This window comes from Pseudoalteromonas sp. NS-SX12, from assembly GCF_057367955.1.
Genome location: NZ_CM170634.1, coordinates 206,422 through 227,329 on the forward strand (window position 1 = coordinate 206,422; position 20,908 = coordinate 227,329).

A 20,908-nucleotide genomic window follows, 5' to 3' on the forward strand; every position below is an offset into this window, starting at 1 on the left:
AACTTTACGGTTGCGACTATTCCTAATGACGCATTAACCAATATTAAAAATACGTCGGTAAACTGAATAAAAAACACAACAAACTAAAGTAGTGTTTTACTAAGTCCAAAGTCTTGCTCTAATGTGTAACTTTTAACTTCGTTATCATTCATTTACGTAGAATGATAACTCTAATAATTAATTACACTTTAGCAATGGTATTTGTACCCTAATTATGTTCTCATTAGCAACAATCACGGATTTTAGTTTACAGGAGTAATCATGCGTATAGAGCAATTTGAACAATTTATTGCACTTGCCCATCATCAACATTTTCGCAAAGCTGCAGAGGTGTGTAACTTAAGCACATCAGCCCTTACCCGCAGCATTCAAACGCTTGAATTAGATCTCGCTTGCAATTTATTAACACGTTCGACGCGCTCGGTTAAGCTAACCGCCGCGGGCGAAGTATTTTTACAGTACTGCCAACAAGCGCTCGATAATCATGCATTACTTAAACAAAAATTAAGTAAATTTACCGAAGCCAAAAACGAAAAAATTGTTATTGGGTATAGCCCAGAAGCCATTGGCCTAGTGCCACAGGCGTGTGGCAAATTTATGCAACAATTTCCGAACATTTCAATTGAAATGCAACTACAAGATACCGACACGTTATTGCAGAATATTCGAAATGGTCAACTTGATTTAGCAATTAATGCGCCTATCACAACAAGCTCAGGTGAAATGTTTTGCCTGCCAGAACAAGTGGTGATGTTCTGCCATAAAGACCACCCTATTTTACAAAGTTCACCGGTACAGTTATCACAAATAACCAAACTACCTATGTTAGCGACAGTAAGTACTAATCAAGCACTTGGTAAATTAATTAATCAGGCAGCAACTAATCTTAACAAACAAGATTCATTGCGCTTAGGTACGTTTGAGCAAGTGGTTAATAAATTAAGCGACCGTAATCACATAGCACTCACTACACTCGATTTAATGCAGCAAGTGACCAACAATAAAGAACTTGTAAATTTAAGCGAAATGATTGAGCAATCTGAAAAACTCAACTTAGAGCTGCAAATTGCAAAAGCGAATCTAACGGCACCTAATATTTCTGAGCTTTTAAACTTTATTACTTTAGAAGCAGGTGCTCGCCCTGAAATTGAACTTGCAAAAGCAACTTTCTAACTGACTCAATGTTCTTTAAAATAACGCCAATTTTTACATTTGGCGTTATTTATGAACTGCTCACCCGAGACCTTTTTACACCTCGACAACCTGCTCGATAACATAGCGAAAAACGGCTATTGCATTATCGAAAATGCGATTTCTGCAGAGTTAGTAGCTCAATTACAGCAGCAATGTGAAGCGCAAGAAACACAATTTCAACACGCTAAAATTGGGCGCCATCAGGATTTACAGCAAGCAAGCGCTATTCGTAGCGATAAAACAAAATGGTTTAATGGTGACACAGCTGCCGAAACGAGTTACCTCGCCCTTATGGAGCAAATTAGAGTAGCAATCAATCAAAGCTTCTACCTTGGCCTATTTGATTATGAATGCCATTTTGCGATTTATCAGCAAGGTGATTTTTACAAGAAACATTTAGATGCGTTTAAAGGTAAATCAAACCGTGTATTTACCACAGTTTGCTATTTAAATACCCCAAACCAAGGCGGCGAGTTATTAATTTACCCTGAAAAAGGCAAAGAACCACTCGCTAAAGTAGCACCTAAGGCTGGTACGTTAATTTGTTTTGAAAGTGAACGCTTTCCGCACGAAGTATTAGCAGCTGGTAGCACACGCTACTCTATTGCAGGTTGGTTTAGAAAGAATAATTCAAGTGCGAACTTTGTTGACCCTAACCAATAAAGCTTGCGGCTATGCCCATAAAGACAAATAGCCCAACGTAGTTATTGTTTAAGAACGCCCAAAAACAAGCATCGCGGTCGCGGTGCTTAATTTTTACTTGCTGATGCGCCAACAAAAATGCTGATAGCAGCACGCCAATGTCAAATGGCCATGGCAAATTGCGGTTGAAGCCAATAAATACTAAGGTCAGTAAAAAAGCGATTTGCAGTATAAATACCGCGGCTTTATCGAAACTACCAAACAAAATAGCGGTAGATTTAACCCCAATTTTCACATCATCGTCCCTGTCCACCATGCCGTACATGGTATCGTATGCCACGGTCCAAACAAGGTTAGCAAAATACAGCCACCACGCTTCTTCAGGTACTTCACCAAGCACAGCCATATACGCCATTGGAATCGACCAACTAAATGCGGCGCCGAGCACGACTTGAGGCAAATGGGTATAGCGTTTCATAAAGGGATAACAAAACGCTAATGCTAACGCCCCAAACGACAGTAACACGGTTTGCCAATTTAAAAATAGCACCAAGATAAATGCTATTAAAATCAGTAGAGTAAAAAGCTGTATCGCCTCTACTGGTGTTGCTTTACCGGATGCCAATGGGCGCATATGAGTGCGTTTAACTAAACCATCCACTTTACGATCAGCAAAGTCATTAATTACACAGCCAGCGCTGCGCATAACAAATACACCAGCGCTAAAAATAAGCAAAATCGTTAAATCTGGCACACCAGAACTCGCTAGCCATAGTGCCCAGTATGTTGGCCATAACAAAAGCAAAGTACCGATTGGTTTATCAGTGCGCATTAACGCTTTATAGGCATCACGATTTTGCCATGTTAGCTGGATCATGGTTATTCAAATGCTCCTGGTAAAAAGGCTTCACACACCATCAGTTTTAGGTCTGCTAAATGAAACACACTGCGGCGAGCTGAAACATCAGCGATTTCAAGCGACAAGTCTTGTAATAACGAGTGAAGTTGTGCACTGCCCGAAAACTGGGTGATCATTAAATCTTCCCGCACTAAATTAGGGTGCTGAAAAATAAACTCACCGAGTGGACGCTCCCCCAAATTTAAAAACAGACTATTGTCAGTTAATTGCTCAAGCGGGATCCAGCTTTGCGCATACACCCGTGGTTTTTCATCACCATATAAAATAACTTCGCGGCATAGCGCAGTTTGCTGCTCAGTACTTAACACATTGGCTTGCTGCGCGCTGAGCGTAATGTGCTTTTCGCTTAGCACGCGCACACTAAATTGCGAAAACCTTTGTTTCAACTTTGCAGTAAGCGAACCGGTTTCTAACAACCACTCACTCTGCACACTATTTAGCTGGGTAAAATTTTGATGCCACTGCGCCGAAATATCTAAAGGGAAAGTTACCACAATAACCTGCTGCGAAAAAAAATCGCACCATTTTAGCACTGGATAACAGTGAGCTAAATGGTAAATTAAATTTTCAATTAAATTACGTTTAAGTGACTAGTAAAAAGCCCATAATCAAGTATTATTATTGTTAAGTTACTATGGGAAAAACAAGGTGTTAGTCACGCAATGCGTAGCCTATCGATATTTCTAATTACACTTTTTTTATCACTATCAACGCCTAAGGCCGAGGCTGCGTCTAATTTTGGTTATTTTGGCTTTGAGCCAGATATCATTACAAACTACATTGCGACTTCAAATAAAAAATTAGGTTACGTTAGAGTAACGGTTGAACTAATGATTAAAGATATGGGCAATTTAGAAGTAGTTGAACACCACTCACCTTTACTGCGTGATGCGATTGTTGAAATCATTAGCAAAGAGCAAGAAGAACACGTTAAATCGCTAACTGGCCGCGAGGAAATTCGTAAACGTTGTAGCGAGCGAGTAAAAGAGTTATTAAAAGAAGAAACAGGACAAGAAATTGTCCACGATGTGCTTTTTACTAAGTACCTGTATTATTAAGCTAAATATAGCTTAGAAAAAAGCAAAGTTAATTAACTTTGCTTTTTTTATGGCTATTCGCAACGAAAACACCCAATACAGCACCCGCAACAAGCCCGCCTAAATGTGCCCAATTCGCCATATTGATAAACAACACATCGGCAAAACCAAGTACCAGCCACACCAGCATAAAGCCAACAATGGATGGACTAACGGCTAATTTAGGGTTGCCAGTAAAATGGCCGTAAAGCCAACAAAAGCCGAGTAAGCCATAAACCACACCAGACAGGCCGCCAAAGTTAGCATTCACCAACCCAAACTGAAGCCAGTTACTGGCAAGTGCTGTAACAATAAATACCAATACTAAAAAGCGTTTACCTAATTGTTCTGTAATTTTATCGCCAAGATACATCCACCACATCAAGTTAAAGATCAAATGCATTGCTGAAAAGTGCATAATAGTGGGTGCAAGCCAAGTATGCGGTGCATTAGGGGCAAACTGAAGATAGGGAAACAACCACTCAAAACCGCCTAAAACAAACGCCCCATATACCAAAATGGATAACAATGACACGCTTTGAATTAGTGATGAAAGCTTTAAAAATCGCGGTATCAAATTAAGCGAACTGCCGCCGTAACTTAGTCCACTATTGGTTGAACCAACTTGCCAAGATGCCTCAAGATACTTTGCTTGATGAGGGTTGGCTTGGAATTGCGCCAATTCTTTTTCAGCAACTTCAAAGTGACTTTCTGACACCAGCAATGCAACGGTTTCACTGTTAATTGGCTTTAATTGACAGTGAATATTAATGCTATTAAGGTAATCACAAAAACCTTGTGCAGCCCTTACATTACTTAGCGTAGTAAGTTGCTTCACAATGATTACGCACCTGACTCAACATTGTCTGCTTGTTCAGTACCCCACGCGGCAAAGCCACCGTCCATGCTGTAAACATCTTCAAAACCCTGCTCAACCAGATAGTTCGCAGCACTTTGTGAACTAATACCGTGATAACACACAACAACTATTGGTTGCTCATAATCTTTTTCATTTAAAAATTGTGCCAAATTCTCATTCGACAGACGCTCAGATCCAGGAATACGTGCGGAGCTGAAACTATTTGGATCACGAATATCGGCAATAACAACATTGTCATTTGTAAGAAGCGCTGCTGTTTGCGACACTGAAATATGTTTGTATGACATATATACCTCAATAAAAAAGGGAGCAAATGCTCCCTTTATAATATCATCAAGCGATAGCTTAATCCCAATTTAAAATAACTTTGCCTGACTGGCCTGAAATCATGGTATCAAAGCCTTGTTGGAAGTCATCAATGTGGAATTCGTGAGTAATAATTGGTGATAAATCTAAGCCAGATTGAATCAAACTTGCCATTTTGTACCAAGTTTCAAACATTTCACGGCCATAAATACCTTTAATAATTAACCCTTTAAAAATAACCTGATTCCAGTCAACCGCCATATCTGATGGTGGAATACCTAGCATGGCAATTTTACCGCCATGGTTCATGTTATTTAGCATGCTGTTAAACGCGCTCGGTACACCTGACATTTCAAGGCCAATATCAAAGCCTTCTGTCATGCCAAGCTCATTCATCACATCTTCTAATTTCTCGTTCGCCACGTTTACCGCGCGTGTTGCACCCATTTTACGTGCAAGGTCTAAACGGTATTCGTTTACATCCGTAATTACCACATGACGGGCACCAACATGTTTAGCTACCGCTGCAGCCATAATACCAATAGGGCCAGCACCTGTGATCAATACATCTTCACCGACTAAATCAAAAGACAATGCCGTGTGAACAGCATTGCCAAATGGGTCAAAAATTGATGCTAATTCATCAGGGATGTTGTCAGGAATCTTAAACGCATTGTATGCAGGAATAACTAAGTACTCTGCAAATGCACCTTCGCGGTTTACACCTACACCAGTAGTGTTACGACATAAGTGAACACGGCCTGCACGACAGTTACGACAGTGGCCACAGGTAATATGGCCTTCACCTGATACGCGATCACCCACTTTAAAACCACGAACTTCTTGGCCCATATCCACTACTTCGCCAACGTATTCGTGACCCACAACCATAGGTACAGGAATGGTATTTTGTGACCATTCGTCCCACTTGTAGATATGTACATCCGTACCACAAATCGCTGTTTTGCGGATTTTGATTAATAAGTCATTGTGGCCAACTTCCGGTTTAGCCGTTTCTGTCATCCAGATCCCTGGTTCAGCTTTAAGTTTTGATAATGCTTTCATCTTTTTACTCACAAAAAAGGCCTGTTATCTAACAGGCCAATATCAAATTAAATGATACCTAATTCTTTACCAATACGGGTAAATGCAGCAATTGCTTTATCTAGTTGCTCACGGGTATGCGCAGCAGAAATCTGTGTACGAATACGCGCTTGCCCTTTTGGTACTACAGGGAATGAGAAACCTGTTACGTAAATGCCTTCAGCCAGTAACTTATCAGCCATTTCAGCTGCTAATTTAGCATCGCCTAACATTACTGGAATAATTGCGTGATCTTTACCTGCACAAGTAAAGCCAACCGCTTCCATTTGCTCACGGAAGTACGCCGCATTTTGCCAAAGTGTATCGCGCAGCTCTTTACCGTCAGCTAGCATATCAAGCACTTTGATTGATGCTGTAACGATTGAAGGCGCGAGAGAATTTGAGAATAAGTAAGGACGAGAGCGCTGACGTAACCATTCTACAATTTCAGCTTTACCTGACGTATAACCGCCCGATGCACCACCTAGCGCTTTACCTAATGTACCCGTGATAATATCAACGCGGTCCATTACATTACAGTATTCAGGTGTACCACGACCGTTTTCGCCAACAAAACCCACCGCGTGAGAATCATCAACCATTACCAGTGCATCGTATTTGTCAGCCAAATCGCATAACGCTTCTAAGTTACAAATAACGCCGTCCATTGAGAACACGCCATCTGTAGCAATTAGTTTGGTTTTAACACCCGCTTCATCAGCAGCAATTAATTGCTGCTCTAAATCAGCCATGTCGTTATTGGCATAACGGAAGCGTTTTGCTTTACATAAGCGCACACCATCAATAATTGATGCATGGTTTAACGAGTCTGAAATAATCGCATCTTCTGGGCCTAAAATTGTTTCAAAAAGGCCTGCATTAGCATCGAAGCAAGATGAATAAAGAATAGTATCTTCAGTTTGTAAGAAATTACTGATTTTTGCTTCTAAGGTTTTATGAATGTCTTGCGTACCACAAATAAAACGTACTGATGCCACACCAAAACCGTGGTCATCTAATCCAGCTTTTGCTGCATTAATTAACTCTGGGTGATTTGCTAAACCTAAGTAGTTATTTGCACAAAAGTTGATTACTGAGTCGCCAGATGCAACTTCAATTTCAGCTTGTTGTTGTGACGTGATTACACGTTCACTTTTGTATAATCCATCTTCTTTTACTTGTTCAATCTGTTGTTTAAGCTGATCAAAAAATGCAGATGCTCTCATCCAAAGTCTCCAATGCCTAATAGAACGGGTTGCTCGCACGTTTTCCACAAATACGTTAAAAACGGCGAATGCTAAGCCTTAAAATTGTAGCTTATATTTAAAGGGGTAATTGTAAAAGGTTAGGTTGATAAATGCACTTAATACTAGTAAATGCGATTAGAAAAGTAGATAAAACTACAACTAAACAAAAATACAGTTTAATAAACTGCATTTTAAATAGTTCACTAATTAATCCTAGGTGTTTTCACTAAACTTTTCACTGGCGCAATTCAGCGATTGCCATACGTCATCAGCTAACGTGATAGTTTGCTCGTCAAACGATTGTCCTGACTGAACAAGAATCTTCTTACTAAACCCTGCCGTCTTTGCTGCTAACATGTCTGAGCCTTTATCGCCAAACATAATGCATTTTGATGGGTCCAGCCCGAGCTCTTTCACACCTTGCAATAGCATGCCTGGCTTAGGTTTTCTGCAATCACATTGCTGTTTATATTGTGCAACACCTTTAGTTGGGTGATGCGGGCAAAAGTAGACTTTACTGATTTCCACATTATGTTGTTTAAACTGTGCCACCATCCAATCGGTAAGCGTATGAAAATCTTGTTCGGTATAGTAACCGCGCCCAATACCCGACTGATTCGTTACAATCACAATTTTGTAACCCGCGGCCTGAAATAACTGACACGCTTCAAATACACCAGCAATAAATTCAAAATCATCAATTTTATAAACATAGGCGTGATCAACGTTAACAACACCATCTCTATCGAGAAAAACAGCTTTATCACTCATTACAATGCCTTTTCGTTTACAACACGGTCAAACATCTCTTTAACGCTGTCTACGCTAATTTGTTGCATTAGATCTTTGCCTTTTACACGTGTACCCCATGGCAATTGGGTTGCTGTTTTGCCAGTTTGCTTTTTTAGATTTTGATGATAAACCTCAACCACATAATCTTGGTATAAATAAGGGCCGGTACGCGCCGGATTCGAATGTGCATATAGTCCAATCACCGGAGTGCCCATAGTCACCGCCATATGTGCAGGGCCAGTATCTGGCGCAATGACAAGAGAAGCGCTTTCTAACACACATAACAATTGTTTTAAGTTTGTTTTGCCAACAAGGTTAAGTGCTGTTGATTTCATCGCATTGTCAATTTGCTTTGCAAGTGTGACCTCGAGCTCTGTAGGGCCACCGGTTATAACAACACTAAATCCTTGCTGCACCGCATAATCCGCTATTTCGGCATAGCGCTCTGGTAGCCAATTGCGCTCAGCCTTACTTGCAGCAGGCGAAAGCACCAATACTTTATCGCCAAGTGGCGATAATATTTCCTCAGCAAAGTCTCGGTCCTCTTGGGTTACAGGCATCAGCCAAGATGGCTCATAATGCGGCACACCTATGGCTTTTGCGAAACCGCGAAAACCCTCGAGTACATGGGCTTCTTTTTCAGCCGCAATACGGTGGTTAGTAAATAAAAAGTGCCCTTCTTTAGCGCGCTGCCAATCAAATCCAATTTTTATTTTTGCAGGAATAACACGCGCCGCTAAATTGGCACGCAGCGCAACTTGCATGTGCAATAACACATCAAACTTACGCCCTTTAAAATGTTCTTTAAGTGAGTGATAAGCCGCTTTGCCTTGTTTTTTATCAAAAACAACCAACTCAACCCCCGGTAAATCAGCCAGTAACATCGCCTCTATTTTACCAACAACCCATGTAATTTTAGCGTTTGGATAATGACGCTGAATTGCCTGCACCGTGGAAACGGCATGGCATACATCACCGATTGCTGAAAGACGTAAAATACAAATATCGTTGAACGGCCCTTGTAAGCTCACAATTTACCTAAAAACATATAAATAGATGCGTGCAGTTTAACGTAAATTAAAACTTGGTATAATCACTTTTTGCACGCAATTACTATTTAGTTTAAATCGCCATGCTGTCATTTCAAAAACACGGTTCAGCCACCATCATTACCCCAAGCGACTTGGAGGGCACGTTCAATCCTAATTTATTTGATGTTGAATATTTGAGCCGTAATGATTTGATTAGCGCCAAAAAACGTGGCCGTGCAACAACTTACTTTTTTGATTGTGGTAACACAACGGGTGTACTTCGCCATTACTGGCGTGGCGGCTTAATTGGTAAACTATTATCCGACCAATACCTGTATTTAGGCTTTGAAAAAACAAGAACATACCAAGAGTTCAAGTTATTAGTAGAGCTTGAAGCGATTGGCCTACCCGTACCTAAACCGGTTGCGGCTAAGGTTGAAACATCGGGGTTAATCTATCGTGGAGATATCATTACCGAGGCTCTACCACACTCGCAAAGTCTGCTCGATGTACTAAAAACCCGCTCATTAAATCAAAAAGAACTTACTGACTGTGCAAAAACAATTGCCGATTTTCATAATCAGGGCGTTAATCATGCCGACCTTAATATCAATAATATTTTAATTAGTGATGGACGCGTTTTCTTAATTGATTTTGACCGTGGCACTCGCGCCGCATTCGATCCACAAGAAGCACAAAGTAATATTACACGCCTAAAGCGCTCATTTGATAAAGAAGCTAATCGCAATGCACAATTTTATTGGCAAGAAAAGGATTGGCAGGTATTTATTGAGGGGTATAACAGCGCACTAAAAATTGCTTAGTGCGCCAATAAAGAAGTGGTTACTAGCTATCGCTTTGGATTTTATGAATAACGTTCGATGTTGAGCAGCCATTTACAAATTCCAGCACCTCAACTTGACCACCGTTTGCAAGTACAAAATCAGCGCCTGCAATTTCCGACACTTTATAATCGCCGCCTTTCACCAGAACATCTGGCTTTACAAGTTCAATCAGCTTAGCTGGAGTATCATTTTCAGCTTCAGAACCAAACGGGATCACCCAATCAACTGATGCTAACGCACTGATTACGGTGGCACGCTCATCAAGTGGATTAATAGGTCGCGTTGGCCCTTTTAAACGGCTAATCGACTCGTCATTGTTTAAACCCACTACTAACTTATCGCCACGCGCTTTAGCTTGCGCCAAGTAGCGCACATGCCCTGCGTGTAAAATATCAAAACAGCCATTGGTAAAGACAATTTTTTCGCCGCGCTGACGAGCAAGCTCAATATGATGCAATACCTCTTGTGCTGGCGCTTGGTACTGCTCGCCGGTGTCACGTAAATATTGCGTTAGTTTAGCACTTAACTCTTCTGGTGATACAGTAGCAGCACCCAATTTTGCAACTACTAAACCAGCTGCAATGTTTGCGATTTCAACAGCTTGCGCTGCTGGCATGCCTGTACTTAACATTACCGCCAATGTTGCGATTACCGTATCACCGGCACCAGTTACATCTGACACTTCTAATACTTGCGCTGCAAAATCGTGTTTTTCATTCGGCGTAATTAGCGACATTCCTTGCTCTGAACGCGTTAGTAGCATGCTACCTAAACCACACTCAGCAATAATATCACGTGCACTTTGCGTGATGGTTGCTTCATCACCGACAACACCACCAGCTGCTTTAAACTCTGTAAGATTTGGCGTAATAAAATCCGCGCCGCGGTAATCCGCCAATTGCTTTGATTTCGGGTCAACTAATACCGTTTTGCCTGCACCTTTTGCAACAGCAATCATATCCGCAATTAAATGCAGTGAGCCTTTGTTGTAGTCAGAAAATACCACCAAATCAAAATCGTTAATCAAGGTTTTAAGCTGCTCAAGCAATAGTTGTGAATGGGCTTCACTAAAACGCTCTTCTAGATCTAAGCGCACGACTTGTTGGTGACGGCTAATCACACGCATTTTTGCGATTGTTGGCGCCTCTGACTGACGAATAAGCTGAGAATCAATGTTCTCTGACTTTAGTAACGCCTCAAGACTTTGTCCGTTATCGTCATCACCGATAATGCCAAGCAAACTAACCTTGCCATCAAGGTGTGCGATATTTTTTGCAACGTTTGCCGCGCCACCGGCTTTATCTTCAAGACCACTGACTTTTACCACTGGCACCGGTGCCTCAGGTGAAATACGCCCAGTATCTCCATGCCAGTAACGGTCTAGCATTACATCGCCAACAACTAAAATTTTGCTGTTTGATAAATGATTAAAATACGATAAATCCATAATCAACACTTAGCTCTTTTCGGCAACTAGCATATCAACTGCTTCACACAACCAATGGCCAATAAACATATGCGCTTCTTGAATACGCGCAGTTTCATCGTTTGCAATAATAATTGGTAAACGTGCGATGTCTTTTACCTTGCCGCCATCACGACCGGTTAATGCCACCGTGTAGGCACCAATTTTGTTTGCTGCTTCTAGTGCGAGATTAATATTGGCACTGGTGCCTGAAGTCGTTAAACCAATCACTAAATCTTCTGGTTTACAAAGTGCCTGAACTTGGCGTTCAAATACTGTATCAAAGTGATAGTCATTAGCATGCGCGGTTAAAATTGACGTATCCGTTGTAAGTGCAATGGATGCTAAAGGACCACGTTCATTCTTATAACGCACTACAAACTCAGCGGCTAAATGTTGCGAGTCAGCTGCACTGCCGCCATTACCAAACCAAATTACTTTGCCGCCTTTATCTAAGGTTTCCTGGCAAGCTTGTAACAGTAATAGTGATTGTTGTTGGTATTGCTCCATAATAGCAAACACTTTGCGGTGACGTTCTAAGCTTGCTAAGTATGAGTTTGTAATCGCTTCCATAGGTCTTTGTTTATTGCATCTATAAATAGTTAACTTCATTTTATAACGAATCGTCTTAAAATGGCGAGGCTTGTTAACCAATCTTAACAAATGGCTTTGTTAAACTTTTAAGAATCTTTAAATTTACTACCCTTGCAGCAGGGTTGTTTGTTACAATTCCCGTTCATGCGCAGGGAGATTTAAGTGCATCAAAGCAAGCATTCAACCACAACTCAAATACAAGTTCCTGAACTGACTCTCAAAAAAGGCAGTAAAGTACTGTACATGACTCACCTTGCACTAGGTGATTATGTCTATCAGGGCGCGTTTCTAAAAGCCTTATCAAAACAGTACCCCGATGTGCAAATTGACGTGTGGATTGATGATTGTCGCAACAAGAAAAAATCTTGGCATTCAGGCAGAAATTCTACTTTGCAGCAGTGGCTAGCAAAAGAAAACCACCTAAATACCATATATCCCATTGCCAGTAGTAACGAGCACAGAGAGCAATTAATCGCTGATGCAAAAAATCAGCAGTATGATTTTATTGTATTTGTTGCCACTACACGCGCACCGGCCTATTTAAAAGTGGCACAGGCAATCAACGCAAACGCCACCATAGTTGGCACTGAGCCTAAAAACCTTTTGTCGCGTTTGTTTTATCGCAACCAGTACAAATCATTAAGTACTACGATTGCGCTGTCTGAATTAGCTACCAGCCAGCACATTAGTGATTTTTATAACCATATTTTTTCTCGCCTGTTTGCTGTGTCACTTGATGAACAACAGCGCTCTCGCGAAATATTGGTCACAAACTCTCTGGGTGAACAAGGCAAACAACAAATTAACGCATGGCGTAACTCTAAGAACTTAAGTAATGGGCCGACTATTTTCATTAATCATATTTCGACTAATGAAAAACGTGACTGGCAACTATCACAATTAGCTGAATTAACAGCAAAACTAACTGAAAAGTCACCTAATACACTGTTTGTGTTAAACGCGCCGCCGCATAAATTTGATGAAGTTTCTAACTGGTGTGCACAGCAAACAAACATTGCTGTGGAAGCATTTTCAGCAACTAAGGATTTCTTTGAGCTGCCGAGTGTTATGCAAGCCTGCGACTTAGTAATTTCTGTTGAAACTGCGATTATGCATATCGCAAGCAGCTTATCACTGCCACAAATCGCATTGATCAGAGAGTCGGCATCAAGCTGGCGCCCACTTAAGGCTAATTCAGTGCTTGAGGGGAAAAAGCGAGTTGATAATATTGCCGCTTCTGAAGTCGTCGTTGCTGCCGAGAATATTCTGAAGTTGGCCTAGGGTCTGCCCACCTTTACTGTTCTATTTTTGTTCTCTTTGAGCGTGCTTTTATCGCGGTGCTCGATGTGTGGCCTAGCAATCTAAGCGAATATCGAGCAAAGCTTCCGCGTCCTGCTCACGCCCCTTGCCCACATCCATGTAGGCAACAATAAAAAAAGTGCGCTCAAAAGAACCGTTCGACAGCGCTTGATTGGGTTTTCTACTGTGTTATCGGCTGACTCACATAGAATGACTATGCCACGCAGCCTCTGCCTTGTATAAAATCCAATCAAACTGCTGCAAAAACAAACTTAAAAGGTCAACAGCCCCTAGGAACTCTAGGCCATAATCAATGGTTACCAAAACATGGTTACAGATAAATAACCATAACTTTCATCGTAAACGTTTTTCCCACCCATTAAACTGGTTTCAACACGGTACTCACCGACTTTACGACTGTTAAGCACAGATAACGAATAAGCGCGCTGGTAATCGTCGCTGTCGTTATTTTGCGTGCTTAGCTTAAACTGCCAAGAGCTCAATACCGATTCAAAATAGTCATAATTAATGGTGTGTACATCAGCCGGTACACCATCGCCGAAATTACGATTATCAGCAGCGAAATGACCAAATGTGAAACCTTCATTAGTATTACCATTTTTATATAAGTGGTGAACGTACCAAAGTGTATTCCACTTGTTATATTCATATCTTAATGAAGAGTTGTTCGTTAATTTTGGTAAGTACGTACCAAATGAAATGGTTTGATTGCCAAATTTAAAATTGCTGCCATGCAAGGTATCTTCAGCACCATATTCTGCGTAAATTTCAATTGGTGTTACCCAATCAAAATAAACACTCGAGGTAAACGAGATCATTTGGTCACCAAATTCATCGTCTGTGCTCAAGTCATTATCAGCATTATCGTTACCTGATGGGTCAAAAAATGCTTTAAAGATATCACTGATATCCGTCTCACGCGGACCACCACCAAACTGCATCACACGGTTAAAGCCTATTTTCCAGCCGTATAGCGGTTCAATTGAACCATGCATACCAACAAGTTCAGGGCTACCGTCATGCCATTCACCTTGATACTGAATACCATTTTTCACTTCATCAAGTTCGGTATAAAACAATTCAAAATCGAGGTTCCACCAGTTATTAAGCGGCTCAACCGTGCCTAGTGAAATACTCATTGGCATTTGTGCGTTATTCGACATAATTTGCGCCGAATTTTTAAATGGTGAATACCAATGATCTCTGTAACCAATATCAAGCTGTAGGTTTGCTGCAGCCATGCTCAATGTCGAATTATAAGCGACTAAGTCTTGACCTTTAACGCGGTAATCTACGCCTATTTGTGCCAACATAAAGTCATTAGGGCGCCAAATACCTTCGAAAAAACCTTGCGCATATTCATCGGTTGTTAAACCGCGCTGGTTAGCAATCGGCATCGTATCACCGCTGCTTGCTGTAGTTCGTAGACCATAACGGCTGATTTTGTCTTCACCACGATAACGTTTCAGCTCACCCACTAAGTAACGATACAATCTACTATCTTTTTGTTTTAGTTTCCTAAGTGCAAGGTCGACTTCACTTAACGCATACGGCTTATGCATAGGCGTACCACTGGTGAGTGCAAACATGCGATCAAGTTGGGTTTCTAAGTGGGCGTCTATGCCTAAAGGCAAATATACAGTAGGTTTTGCAGCACTTTCTGTTGCAACAAATGCCCCTGCAATAATAAGTAAATTACTGAGTTTCATAGGCGAAGTCGTTATAGAATTATCCATTCATGATAACAAAACGCCATCACATAGCGCAGCAAAAATTGTATAAATATGTTATAACTCGCCGCTCTATCTCATGAGGTCGATATGGCACGCATCATTTACAGTTTTGTTTTATATCTTTTATCACCGCTGGTGTTTTTGCACTTATGGTTACGCGGAAAAAAAGCGCCTGAATATCGTAAACGTTGGGCTGAACGTCTTGGTTTTTATGATGATAATTTAAAACCAAACAGTCTAGTGATTCACTGCGCGTCTGTCGGTGAGTTAATGGCCGCAAGTAAATTAATTAACACATTAAAACAGACTCACCTTGTCACTATAACCTGCAATACACCTACGGGCTCAGCTGAAATAAAAAAGCAATTTAAAGACAGCGTGCAACATGTGTATTTGCCACTCGATTTTCCTGGCGCTATTTCACGTTTTATAAAACAATTAAAACCAAAAGCCATTGTTATTTTAGAAACTGAGCTTTGGCCAAATTTGATTATTAAAGCAAGTAAACATGGCTTACCTGTGTGTGTTATTAATGCGCGTTTATCGGAAAAATCGCAAAAAGGCTATCAGCGCATAAAGCCTTTAAGCAAACAAATCATGCATAACATAGGCTTGCTAGCAGCGCATAATAAAGACGATGCGGCACGTTTTTTAGCACTCGGTTTAAACCCCAAAAATGCGCATGTGACTGGCTCGATTAAGTTTGATATTACGCTGAGTAATGAGATAACAAATAACGTAGAAAAATTTCAATCTGAGCTTACAACACATGATTTTATTTGGGTTGCAGGTTCAACTCACCCTAACGAACATGAACAGGTTATTGCTGCACATTTATCACTGTTAGAGCAACAGCCAAACGCCCTACTGATTATCGCTCCGCGCCATCCTGAGCAATTTGCCAAAGTAGCTGCCTATTTAACACAACAAAATATTAGTTTTAGCCAACGCAGTAAAGCGCCACACAATGGGCAAGCAGTACTACTCGCAGATACCATGGGGGAAATGCTCACACTGTTTGGGGCCGCAAACAGTGCTTTTATTGGCGGTAGTTTAATTGAGCGCGGCGGTCATAATCCGCTTGAGGCAGCGGCATTTGGTATTCCAATTATTACCGGACCAAGCTACACCAACTTTTTACATGTCTACCCGCAATTACTAGACAGTAATGCCTGCTTGTGTGTTGATAGTGCCGATGCGCTTTGTAAAAGCCTGCTTTCAATTGCAAACGACCCTAGCAAGCAAAAAGAACTAGGGGACAATGCGTTAGCTATATTGAATGCTAACAGTGGCGCGGTTAAACGCACAATAACGCTTATTGAAAACGAGATTTCTCATGACATTATCACCGATTGAACAAACTAAAAACTGGGTTAGCCGCGTTATTGTTGGGTATAACTTTTGCCCTTTTGCCAAAAAAGAAGTAGTAAACAATACAATTAACTATGTAGATAGCAAAACAAAGTCGCATGAAGATGCGGTAATTGAAATGCTCTCGTTAATACAACAAATGCGTGAAAACGACGATATTGAAACCTGTTTACATATTTTTAGCGAAGGCTTTCAAGATTTTGACGATTTTTTAGATTTGGTTGATTTAGCCAATGCGATGTTGGTATCAAGCGGTTATGAAGGTTTTATTCAAATCGCTAATTTCCACCCAGACTATGTCTTTGCCGATAGTGATGAGCAAGACGCAGCTAACTACACCAACAGGGCACCTTATCCGACATTACATTTGATAAGAGAAGCTTCAATGGCAAGGGTACTTGATATTCACCCTGATCCGGAAGGTATTCCAGAGACGAACATTAATCTCGCGCGAGAAAAAGGTATCGCGTTTTGGCAGCAACTGTTAACGCACTGCCAAAAAGACCGTTAAGCAACCGCCTGTTCAACGTCAAGTTGCTTATTAATGTATTCTTGTTGTAATTCTTTTAGCTGATCTAAGCCTGCGCCTTTGGCGTAAGGCTTAAACAGTAATATCACTTTAACAATACCACCAAAAATATCCTGTTTTGACAAACGACCATCTTCGCTATGCGCTTTTACATAAGGCGTCCAAAAACTCACGGTTAGTTTCACCATATGTGCAAGTTCAACGATATCGCTGTCATCAATCTCAATCACTTCGGCGTATTTTAGCCCCGCAATAACCGCCGCTACTTGTTCTAACAGTTGTGCTTGCTGTTCTAAATATTGCGCTTTAAGCTCATTATCGCGGCTTAAAATATCGGTTAAGTTGTTATAAAAGAAGTTAAAACGCCACATTAATTCAACCAGTGAATCAAGGTAGCCGGCGAGCTGCGCCATCACATCTTGGTTTTTATCCATTGGGATAAAATTATCTTTAAGGTGATTTTTATAAAGGCTAAAGATATTGCGTAAAATGTCTTCTTTATTTTTAAAGTGATAATACAAGTTACCTGGGCTAATACCCATTTCTGATGCGATATGGTTGGTTGTTATCGCACGCTCTCCATGCTGGTTAAACAATGCAATGCTTGTTTGAATTATCTTATCCTTGGTACTCATAAATATCCTATTATGCCTAACGTTAATACCGCGCAGTATAAACAATCTAGTGTTGAATACCAATTGGCAAAATGTCTCGCTTGGCGATTGGTATTCCAATTAAAGCTTGATAAAATGCCAGCATCATCACTAAGTTACCAATACCATGAAAGTAAAAGCGATTTATCCTGGAACGTTTGATCCAATCACAAATGGCCACACAGATTTAGTAGCGCGCGCTGCTAAAATGTTCGACGAAGTAATTTTAGCCGTTGCACATAACCCAAATAAAAAGCCATTTTTTGAATTAGAACAACGTGTTGAAATCGCAAAATCTATTTTGTCACACCTAGATAACGTAACGGTAATTGGTTTTTCTGGCTTACTTGCTGATTTAGCGAGAGAACAAAATTCACACGTATTAGTGCGCGGTTTACGTGCTGTATCGGATTTTGAATTTGAATTTCAATTAGCCAATATGAACCGCCGACTTAATAAAGAGCTTGAGACAGTGTTTTTAACACCTGCTGAGAAAAACTCATTTATTTCATCAAGCCTAGTAAAAGAAGTGGCAATTCATGGTGGTGATGTTCATGAGTTTGTAGACCCTATTGTCGTAAGCGCCCTTAAGGAAAAGTTGGCAAAATGAAGTTAAGCCATATTGCTGCATCATGTAGTTTAGTTTTTGCAGCAAACGTTTTTGCTGAGCCTTGGATTGGCACCGATGACCCTTTTTTACGCGCCGCGATTGAGCAATTAGTAAGTGAAGGCGCGATTAAGCGCCCGGTTAATAGCTATCCGCTTATGTGGCAAGGTATTGCGCAAGATTTATCAATGATCAATCGCAATAAGCTATCTGATGATGGTATTTTCGCACTTCGTAAAGTACAACATGCACTTAAAGCCGCAAAATCAGGCTCTTATTCATCAGTTAAAGTAAGTGGTAACAGTGAGCCAAGCAACTTACAAAGTTTTGGCGAACGCAATAAGCATAAAGGCAACATTCAAGGCACCTCAGTACTAATGGGTGACAGAGTGACTGCAAAAGTATCTATTGGCTATAGCAAAGATGCCACCAGCCAAAAGGAACTCAACTATGACGGTTCTTATTTGGCGGTTTTATACGGCAATTGGAGCGTCAGTGTTGAGCAAATTAATAAATGGTTTGGCCCAAGTAACGATAACGCGTTATTACTCTCAAACAACGCCGACCCAATGCCGGGGCTGCGCCTTAGCCGTTTAAATACCGATTACTATGGACCAAGTTTTCTCTCATTTATTGGTCCGTGGAATTTTTCAGCCTTTATTGGTCAAGATAAGTACCTCAAAAACGATGATAAAGACAACCTATTTTGGGCTATGCGCTTTTCATCAACCCCTATTACCGGTTTAGAGGTAGGCGTAAACCAAACTGCGCAATTTGATAGTCCAGATACAGATCATGGCTTTGGTGCGCTATCAGATGTCATACTGACCAAGAATAAGCTCGATAACAATGGGGTTAATGAATATAACCAATTAACCAGCATTGATGTTAAATACAGTACACGACTGTTTAATCAGTCTATTGCACTTTACGGGGAATATGCTGGTACCAACGAGCTAAGCTTTTTACCTGAAGATACAATGTACACCTTAGGTGCTGAACACTTTTTTGGTGGCCAAGATTTCTTAGTTAAAAGCTATATTGAATACTCAGATACGATTTCAAACTGTCGTTATATTGCGACCTTGAGCCATTGCCAATATCAGCACCCATATTATGAGCAAGGGTACGCGCACTTAGGTGAAAATATCGCGGCAAGTATCGGTCAGAATGTTAAAGGCTTGAGTTTATCAAGCAGCTACCAAACTACAAATGGCTATGCTGGATTTGTAAAACTACGTCATATGGATTTTGAAAAACTTGATACAAAGCGCTTGCAACTAGAGGTGGGTTTTCAGCAAGGGTTATTTGACGGTTTGCTAAAGCTAAAAGCGACAACTTGGCGCGATAAGTTGGCTAATGATTCGGATACAGAATTCGCACTAAGTGGCAGTTGGGAATATCGTTTTTAATTAAGCGTGTAATACAATATGTGCGCATTGTTCAGTGCGTGCCTCATGTTTAGCTTCTGATTTAAGAGCTCTTGAGTACGCATAACGTGCCAATCTGATTAGGCCTAACCAATCACGACCAATAATTAATGTAATAATCATTGCATAATCAACCGCATTCACCGTAAAGCTATAAATAGACCACAACAACCATGGCTCTCTATTGCCCAGTAAGTTCATATCAATAAACATAGCTAAAAACAAAATTGCATTTACAATTAAACCAATAAAAATATAAATTGAAGCTGGTTTTAAAATGAGATTTAGACGACGTTTAAACAGAAGAGGAAAAAGAACAACAAGTAACGTGAGCAGATCATAAATAAACCACGTAAAGTAAATCTCAGTACCTGAGCTGAGATCGTGGAATAAGTCACTGAAATAATATGACGCAAACATAATGGCACTAACCCAGACTAAATAGTTATCTGTTTTAGCAGAAACAGTACGCATAAATATATTAAACAAAAATGCCATTAGGAACCCCCAAACAACAAGTGTCCCCATAGTTAGTGCCAGGTTAGTCGTCCAAATCATTTAATCTTTACGTTTTGATAATACCGCCACCGCGATTTAAGTTTGCGTGTGAATCAGTTTTAATAATACCACCACCACGATTTAAATCAGCGTACGAATCCGTCTTGATAATGCCGCCACCACGATTTAAATCTGTGTATGAGTCTGTTTTAATGATACCGCCGCCACGATTTAAATTTGCGTAAGAATCAGTTTTAATGATACCACCGCCACGATTTAAGTCTGCTTGTGAATCAGTTTTAATAATGCCACCACCGCGATTTAAATTTTCTTGTGGGTCAGTTTTAATGATACCGCCGCCACGATTCAAATCTGCTTGCGAGTCAGTTTTGATTATACCACCGCCACGCTTTAAATTTGCGTAAGAGTCGGTTTTAATTATACCGCCACCGCGTTGCAAATCAGTAGATAAAGTCACCTTATCATTTTGTAGGGTGTTTTGTGAACCCTCTGATTTAACTGCAGTTGACTGACTGTTTTGCGTTTGAGCATATTGTGTAGCATTTAAGCTATTGGTACCGTTAATTTGCATTTTTCAATTCCTTATAAACTAATTTTTAAAGATACCCCTAAGCATTATTTTTTAATTATTTATACTGCTATATACCTAGGGCCTTTAATTGTCATTTTTCT

Annotated in this window: 23 protein-coding genes; 9 read left to right on the top strand and 14 right to left on the bottom strand. The window is 40.5% G+C overall.

Annotated features, from left to right (window positions below; all coding sequences use genetic code 11):
- Window positions 1-261 precede the first annotated feature (261 nt).
- Window positions 262-1,173 carry a LysR family transcriptional regulator gene (locus AC2IOM_RS01010; protein WP_010560842.1) on the top strand — a complete coding sequence of 304 codons (912 nt, stop codon included), beginning with the start codon at window positions 262-264 and terminating at the stop codon, window positions 1,171-1,173.
- A 51-nt stretch (window positions 1,174-1,224) separates the two neighbouring features.
- Window positions 1,225-1,857 (top strand): 2OG-Fe(II) oxygenase, encoded by a 633-nt coding sequence (locus AC2IOM_RS01015; RefSeq protein WP_486358852.1) that lies wholly within the window; start codon window positions 1,225-1,227, stop codon window positions 1,855-1,857.
- Here the strand turns inward: AC2IOM_RS01015 and ubiA are convergent.
- Together ubiA and AC2IOM_RS01025 are read right to left on the bottom strand one after the other, a co-directional pair.
- Entirely contained in the window at window positions 1,847-2,713 is an 867-nt protein-coding gene (gene ubiA, locus AC2IOM_RS01020) for a 4-hydroxybenzoate octaprenyltransferase (protein ID WP_486358853.1), read from the bottom strand. The two genes, AC2IOM_RS01015 and ubiA, sit on opposite strands and share 11 nt — an antisense overlap.
- A gap of 2 nt (window positions 2,714-2,715) precedes the next feature.
- Entirely contained in the window at window positions 2,716-3,249 is a 534-nt protein-coding gene (locus AC2IOM_RS01025) for a chorismate--pyruvate lyase family protein (RefSeq protein WP_486358854.1), read from the bottom strand.
- Window positions 3,250-3,417: 168 nt separating this feature from the next.
- On the opposite strand from AC2IOM_RS01025, the gene AC2IOM_RS01030 reads away from it, so the two are divergent.
- Window positions 3,418-3,813, top strand: a complete 396-nt coding sequence (locus AC2IOM_RS01030; protein WP_100912842.1) for a flagellar basal body-associated protein FliL — start codon at window positions 3,418-3,420, stop codon at window positions 3,811-3,813.
- Between the two features lie 28 nt (window positions 3,814-3,841).
- Here the strand turns inward: AC2IOM_RS01030 and glpG are convergent, their stop codons facing one another.
- The 6 genes from glpG to AC2IOM_RS01060 all read right to left on the bottom strand — a co-directional run bounded on the left by glpG (window position 3,842) and on the right by AC2IOM_RS01060 (window position 9,170).
- Window positions 3,842-4,669, bottom strand: a complete 828-nt coding sequence (gene glpG / locus AC2IOM_RS01035; RefSeq protein WP_486358855.1) for a rhomboid family intramembrane serine protease GlpG — start codon at window positions 4,667-4,669, stop codon at window positions 3,842-3,844.
- 5 nt (window positions 4,670-4,674) lie between these two features.
- Complete coding sequence (glpE, locus tag AC2IOM_RS01040) at window positions 4,675-4,998, bottom strand: thiosulfate sulfurtransferase GlpE (protein WP_100912840.1); 324 nt, start codon at window positions 4,996-4,998, stop codon at window positions 4,675-4,677.
- Between the two features lie 58 nt (window positions 4,999-5,056).
- On the bottom strand, window positions 5,057-6,082 hold the full coding sequence (tdh, locus tag AC2IOM_RS01045; protein ID WP_054978625.1) for an L-threonine 3-dehydrogenase: 1,026 nt from the start codon (window positions 6,080-6,082) through the stop codon (window positions 5,057-5,059).
- A gap of 47 nt (window positions 6,083-6,129) precedes the next feature.
- On the bottom strand, window positions 6,130-7,326 hold the full coding sequence (locus tag AC2IOM_RS01050; RefSeq protein WP_010560850.1) for a glycine C-acetyltransferase: 1,197 nt from the start codon (window positions 7,324-7,326) through the stop codon (window positions 6,130-6,132).
- Between the two features lie 234 nt (window positions 7,327-7,560).
- The gene (gmhB, locus tag AC2IOM_RS01055) at window positions 7,561-8,118 is read right to left on the bottom strand and encodes a D-glycero-beta-D-manno-heptose 1,7-bisphosphate 7-phosphatase (protein ID WP_486358856.1); all 558 of its coding nucleotides are present in this window, start codon (window positions 8,116-8,118) and stop codon (window positions 7,561-7,563) included.
- Window positions 8,118-9,170, bottom strand: coding sequence for a glycosyltransferase family 9 protein (locus tag AC2IOM_RS01060; protein WP_486358857.1), 1,053 nt, complete (start codon window positions 9,168-9,170; stop codon window positions 8,118-8,120). The genes gmhB and AC2IOM_RS01060 overlap by 1 nt, the downstream gene beginning before the upstream one ends.
- Window positions 9,171-9,271: 101 nt before the next feature.
- Here AC2IOM_RS01060 and AC2IOM_RS01065 point away from each other — a divergent pair, with 101 nt between their 5' ends.
- Window positions 9,272-9,994 carry a 3-deoxy-D-manno-octulosonic acid kinase gene (locus tag AC2IOM_RS01065; RefSeq protein WP_486358858.1) on the top strand — a complete coding sequence of 241 codons (723 nt, stop codon included), beginning with the start codon at window positions 9,272-9,274 and terminating at the stop codon, window positions 9,992-9,994.
- A gap of 22 nt (window positions 9,995-10,016) precedes the next feature.
- Here the strand turns inward: AC2IOM_RS01065 and hldE are convergent, their stop codons facing one another.
- Both hldE and AC2IOM_RS01075 read right to left on the bottom strand, forming a co-directional pair.
- Window positions 10,017-11,462 carry a bifunctional D-glycero-beta-D-manno-heptose-7-phosphate kinase/D-glycero-beta-D-manno-heptose 1-phosphate adenylyltransferase HldE gene (gene hldE, locus AC2IOM_RS01070; protein ID WP_138634920.1) on the bottom strand — a complete coding sequence of 482 codons (1,446 nt, stop codon included), beginning with the start codon at window positions 11,460-11,462 and terminating at the stop codon, window positions 10,017-10,019.
- Between the two features lie 9 nt (window positions 11,463-11,471).
- Window positions 11,472-12,053 (bottom strand): D-sedoheptulose-7-phosphate isomerase, encoded by a 582-nt coding sequence (locus AC2IOM_RS01075; RefSeq protein ID WP_010560855.1) that lies wholly within the window; start codon window positions 12,051-12,053, stop codon window positions 11,472-11,474.
- A gap of 183 nt (window positions 12,054-12,236) precedes the next feature.
- Between AC2IOM_RS01075 and AC2IOM_RS01080 the strand changes: the two genes are divergently transcribed.
- A complete protein-coding gene (locus AC2IOM_RS01080; protein WP_486358859.1) occupies window positions 12,237-13,355 on the top strand; it encodes a glycosyltransferase family 9 protein in 1,119 nt (372 codons plus the stop codon).
- A gap of 335 nt (window positions 13,356-13,690) precedes the next feature.
- Here the strand turns inward: AC2IOM_RS01080 and AC2IOM_RS01085 are convergent, their stop codons facing one another.
- Complete coding sequence (locus tag AC2IOM_RS01085; protein WP_486358860.1) at window positions 13,691-15,103, bottom strand: capsule assembly Wzi family protein; 1,413 nt, start codon at window positions 15,101-15,103, stop codon at window positions 13,691-13,693.
- A 111-nt stretch (window positions 15,104-15,214) separates the two neighbouring features.
- Here AC2IOM_RS01085 and waaA point away from each other — a divergent pair, with 111 nt between their 5' ends.
- Both waaA and AC2IOM_RS01095 read left to right on the top strand, forming a co-directional pair.
- Window positions 15,215-16,483 carry a lipid IV(A) 3-deoxy-D-manno-octulosonic acid transferase gene (waaA, locus tag AC2IOM_RS01090; RefSeq protein ID WP_486358861.1) on the top strand — a complete coding sequence of 423 codons (1,269 nt, stop codon included), beginning with the start codon at window positions 15,215-15,217 and terminating at the stop codon, window positions 16,481-16,483.
- Complete coding sequence (locus AC2IOM_RS01095; protein ID WP_486358862.1) at window positions 16,464-17,009, top strand: DUF1415 domain-containing protein; 546 nt, start codon at window positions 16,464-16,466, stop codon at window positions 17,007-17,009. Before waaA ends, AC2IOM_RS01095 begins: the two co-directional genes overlap by 20 nt.
- Here AC2IOM_RS01095 and AC2IOM_RS01100 read toward each other — a convergent pair.
- Entirely contained in the window at window positions 17,006-17,662 is a 657-nt protein-coding gene (locus AC2IOM_RS01100) for a TetR/AcrR family transcriptional regulator (RefSeq protein ID WP_394226984.1), read from the bottom strand. The genes AC2IOM_RS01095 and AC2IOM_RS01100 overlap by 4 nt on opposite strands.
- 145 nt (window positions 17,663-17,807) lie before the next feature.
- Between AC2IOM_RS01100 and coaD the strand changes: the two genes are divergently transcribed.
- Both coaD and AC2IOM_RS01110 read left to right on the top strand, forming a co-directional pair.
- Window positions 17,808-18,290, top strand: a complete 483-nt coding sequence (coaD, locus tag AC2IOM_RS01105) for a pantetheine-phosphate adenylyltransferase (RefSeq protein WP_486358863.1) — start codon at window positions 17,808-17,810, stop codon at window positions 18,288-18,290.
- On the top strand, window positions 18,287-19,699 hold the full coding sequence (locus AC2IOM_RS01110) for a capsule assembly Wzi family protein (protein ID WP_486358864.1): 1,413 nt from the start codon (window positions 18,287-18,289) through the stop codon (window positions 19,697-19,699). Before coaD ends, AC2IOM_RS01110 begins: the two co-directional genes overlap by 4 nt.
- Here AC2IOM_RS01110 and AC2IOM_RS01115 read toward each other — a convergent pair whose 3' ends face one another.
- Together AC2IOM_RS01115 and AC2IOM_RS01120 are read right to left on the bottom strand one after the other, a co-directional pair.
- The gene (locus tag AC2IOM_RS01115) at window positions 19,700-20,215 is read right to left on the bottom strand and encodes a hypothetical protein (protein ID WP_054978638.1); all 516 of its coding nucleotides are present in this window, start codon (window positions 20,213-20,215) and stop codon (window positions 19,700-19,702) included. It lies immediately after the preceding gene.
- 67 nt (window positions 20,216-20,282) lie between these two features.
- A complete protein-coding gene (locus tag AC2IOM_RS01120) occupies window positions 20,283-20,807 on the bottom strand; it encodes a hypothetical protein (RefSeq protein WP_054978639.1) in 525 nt (174 codons plus the stop codon).
- Window positions 20,808-20,908 lie beyond the last annotated feature (101 nt).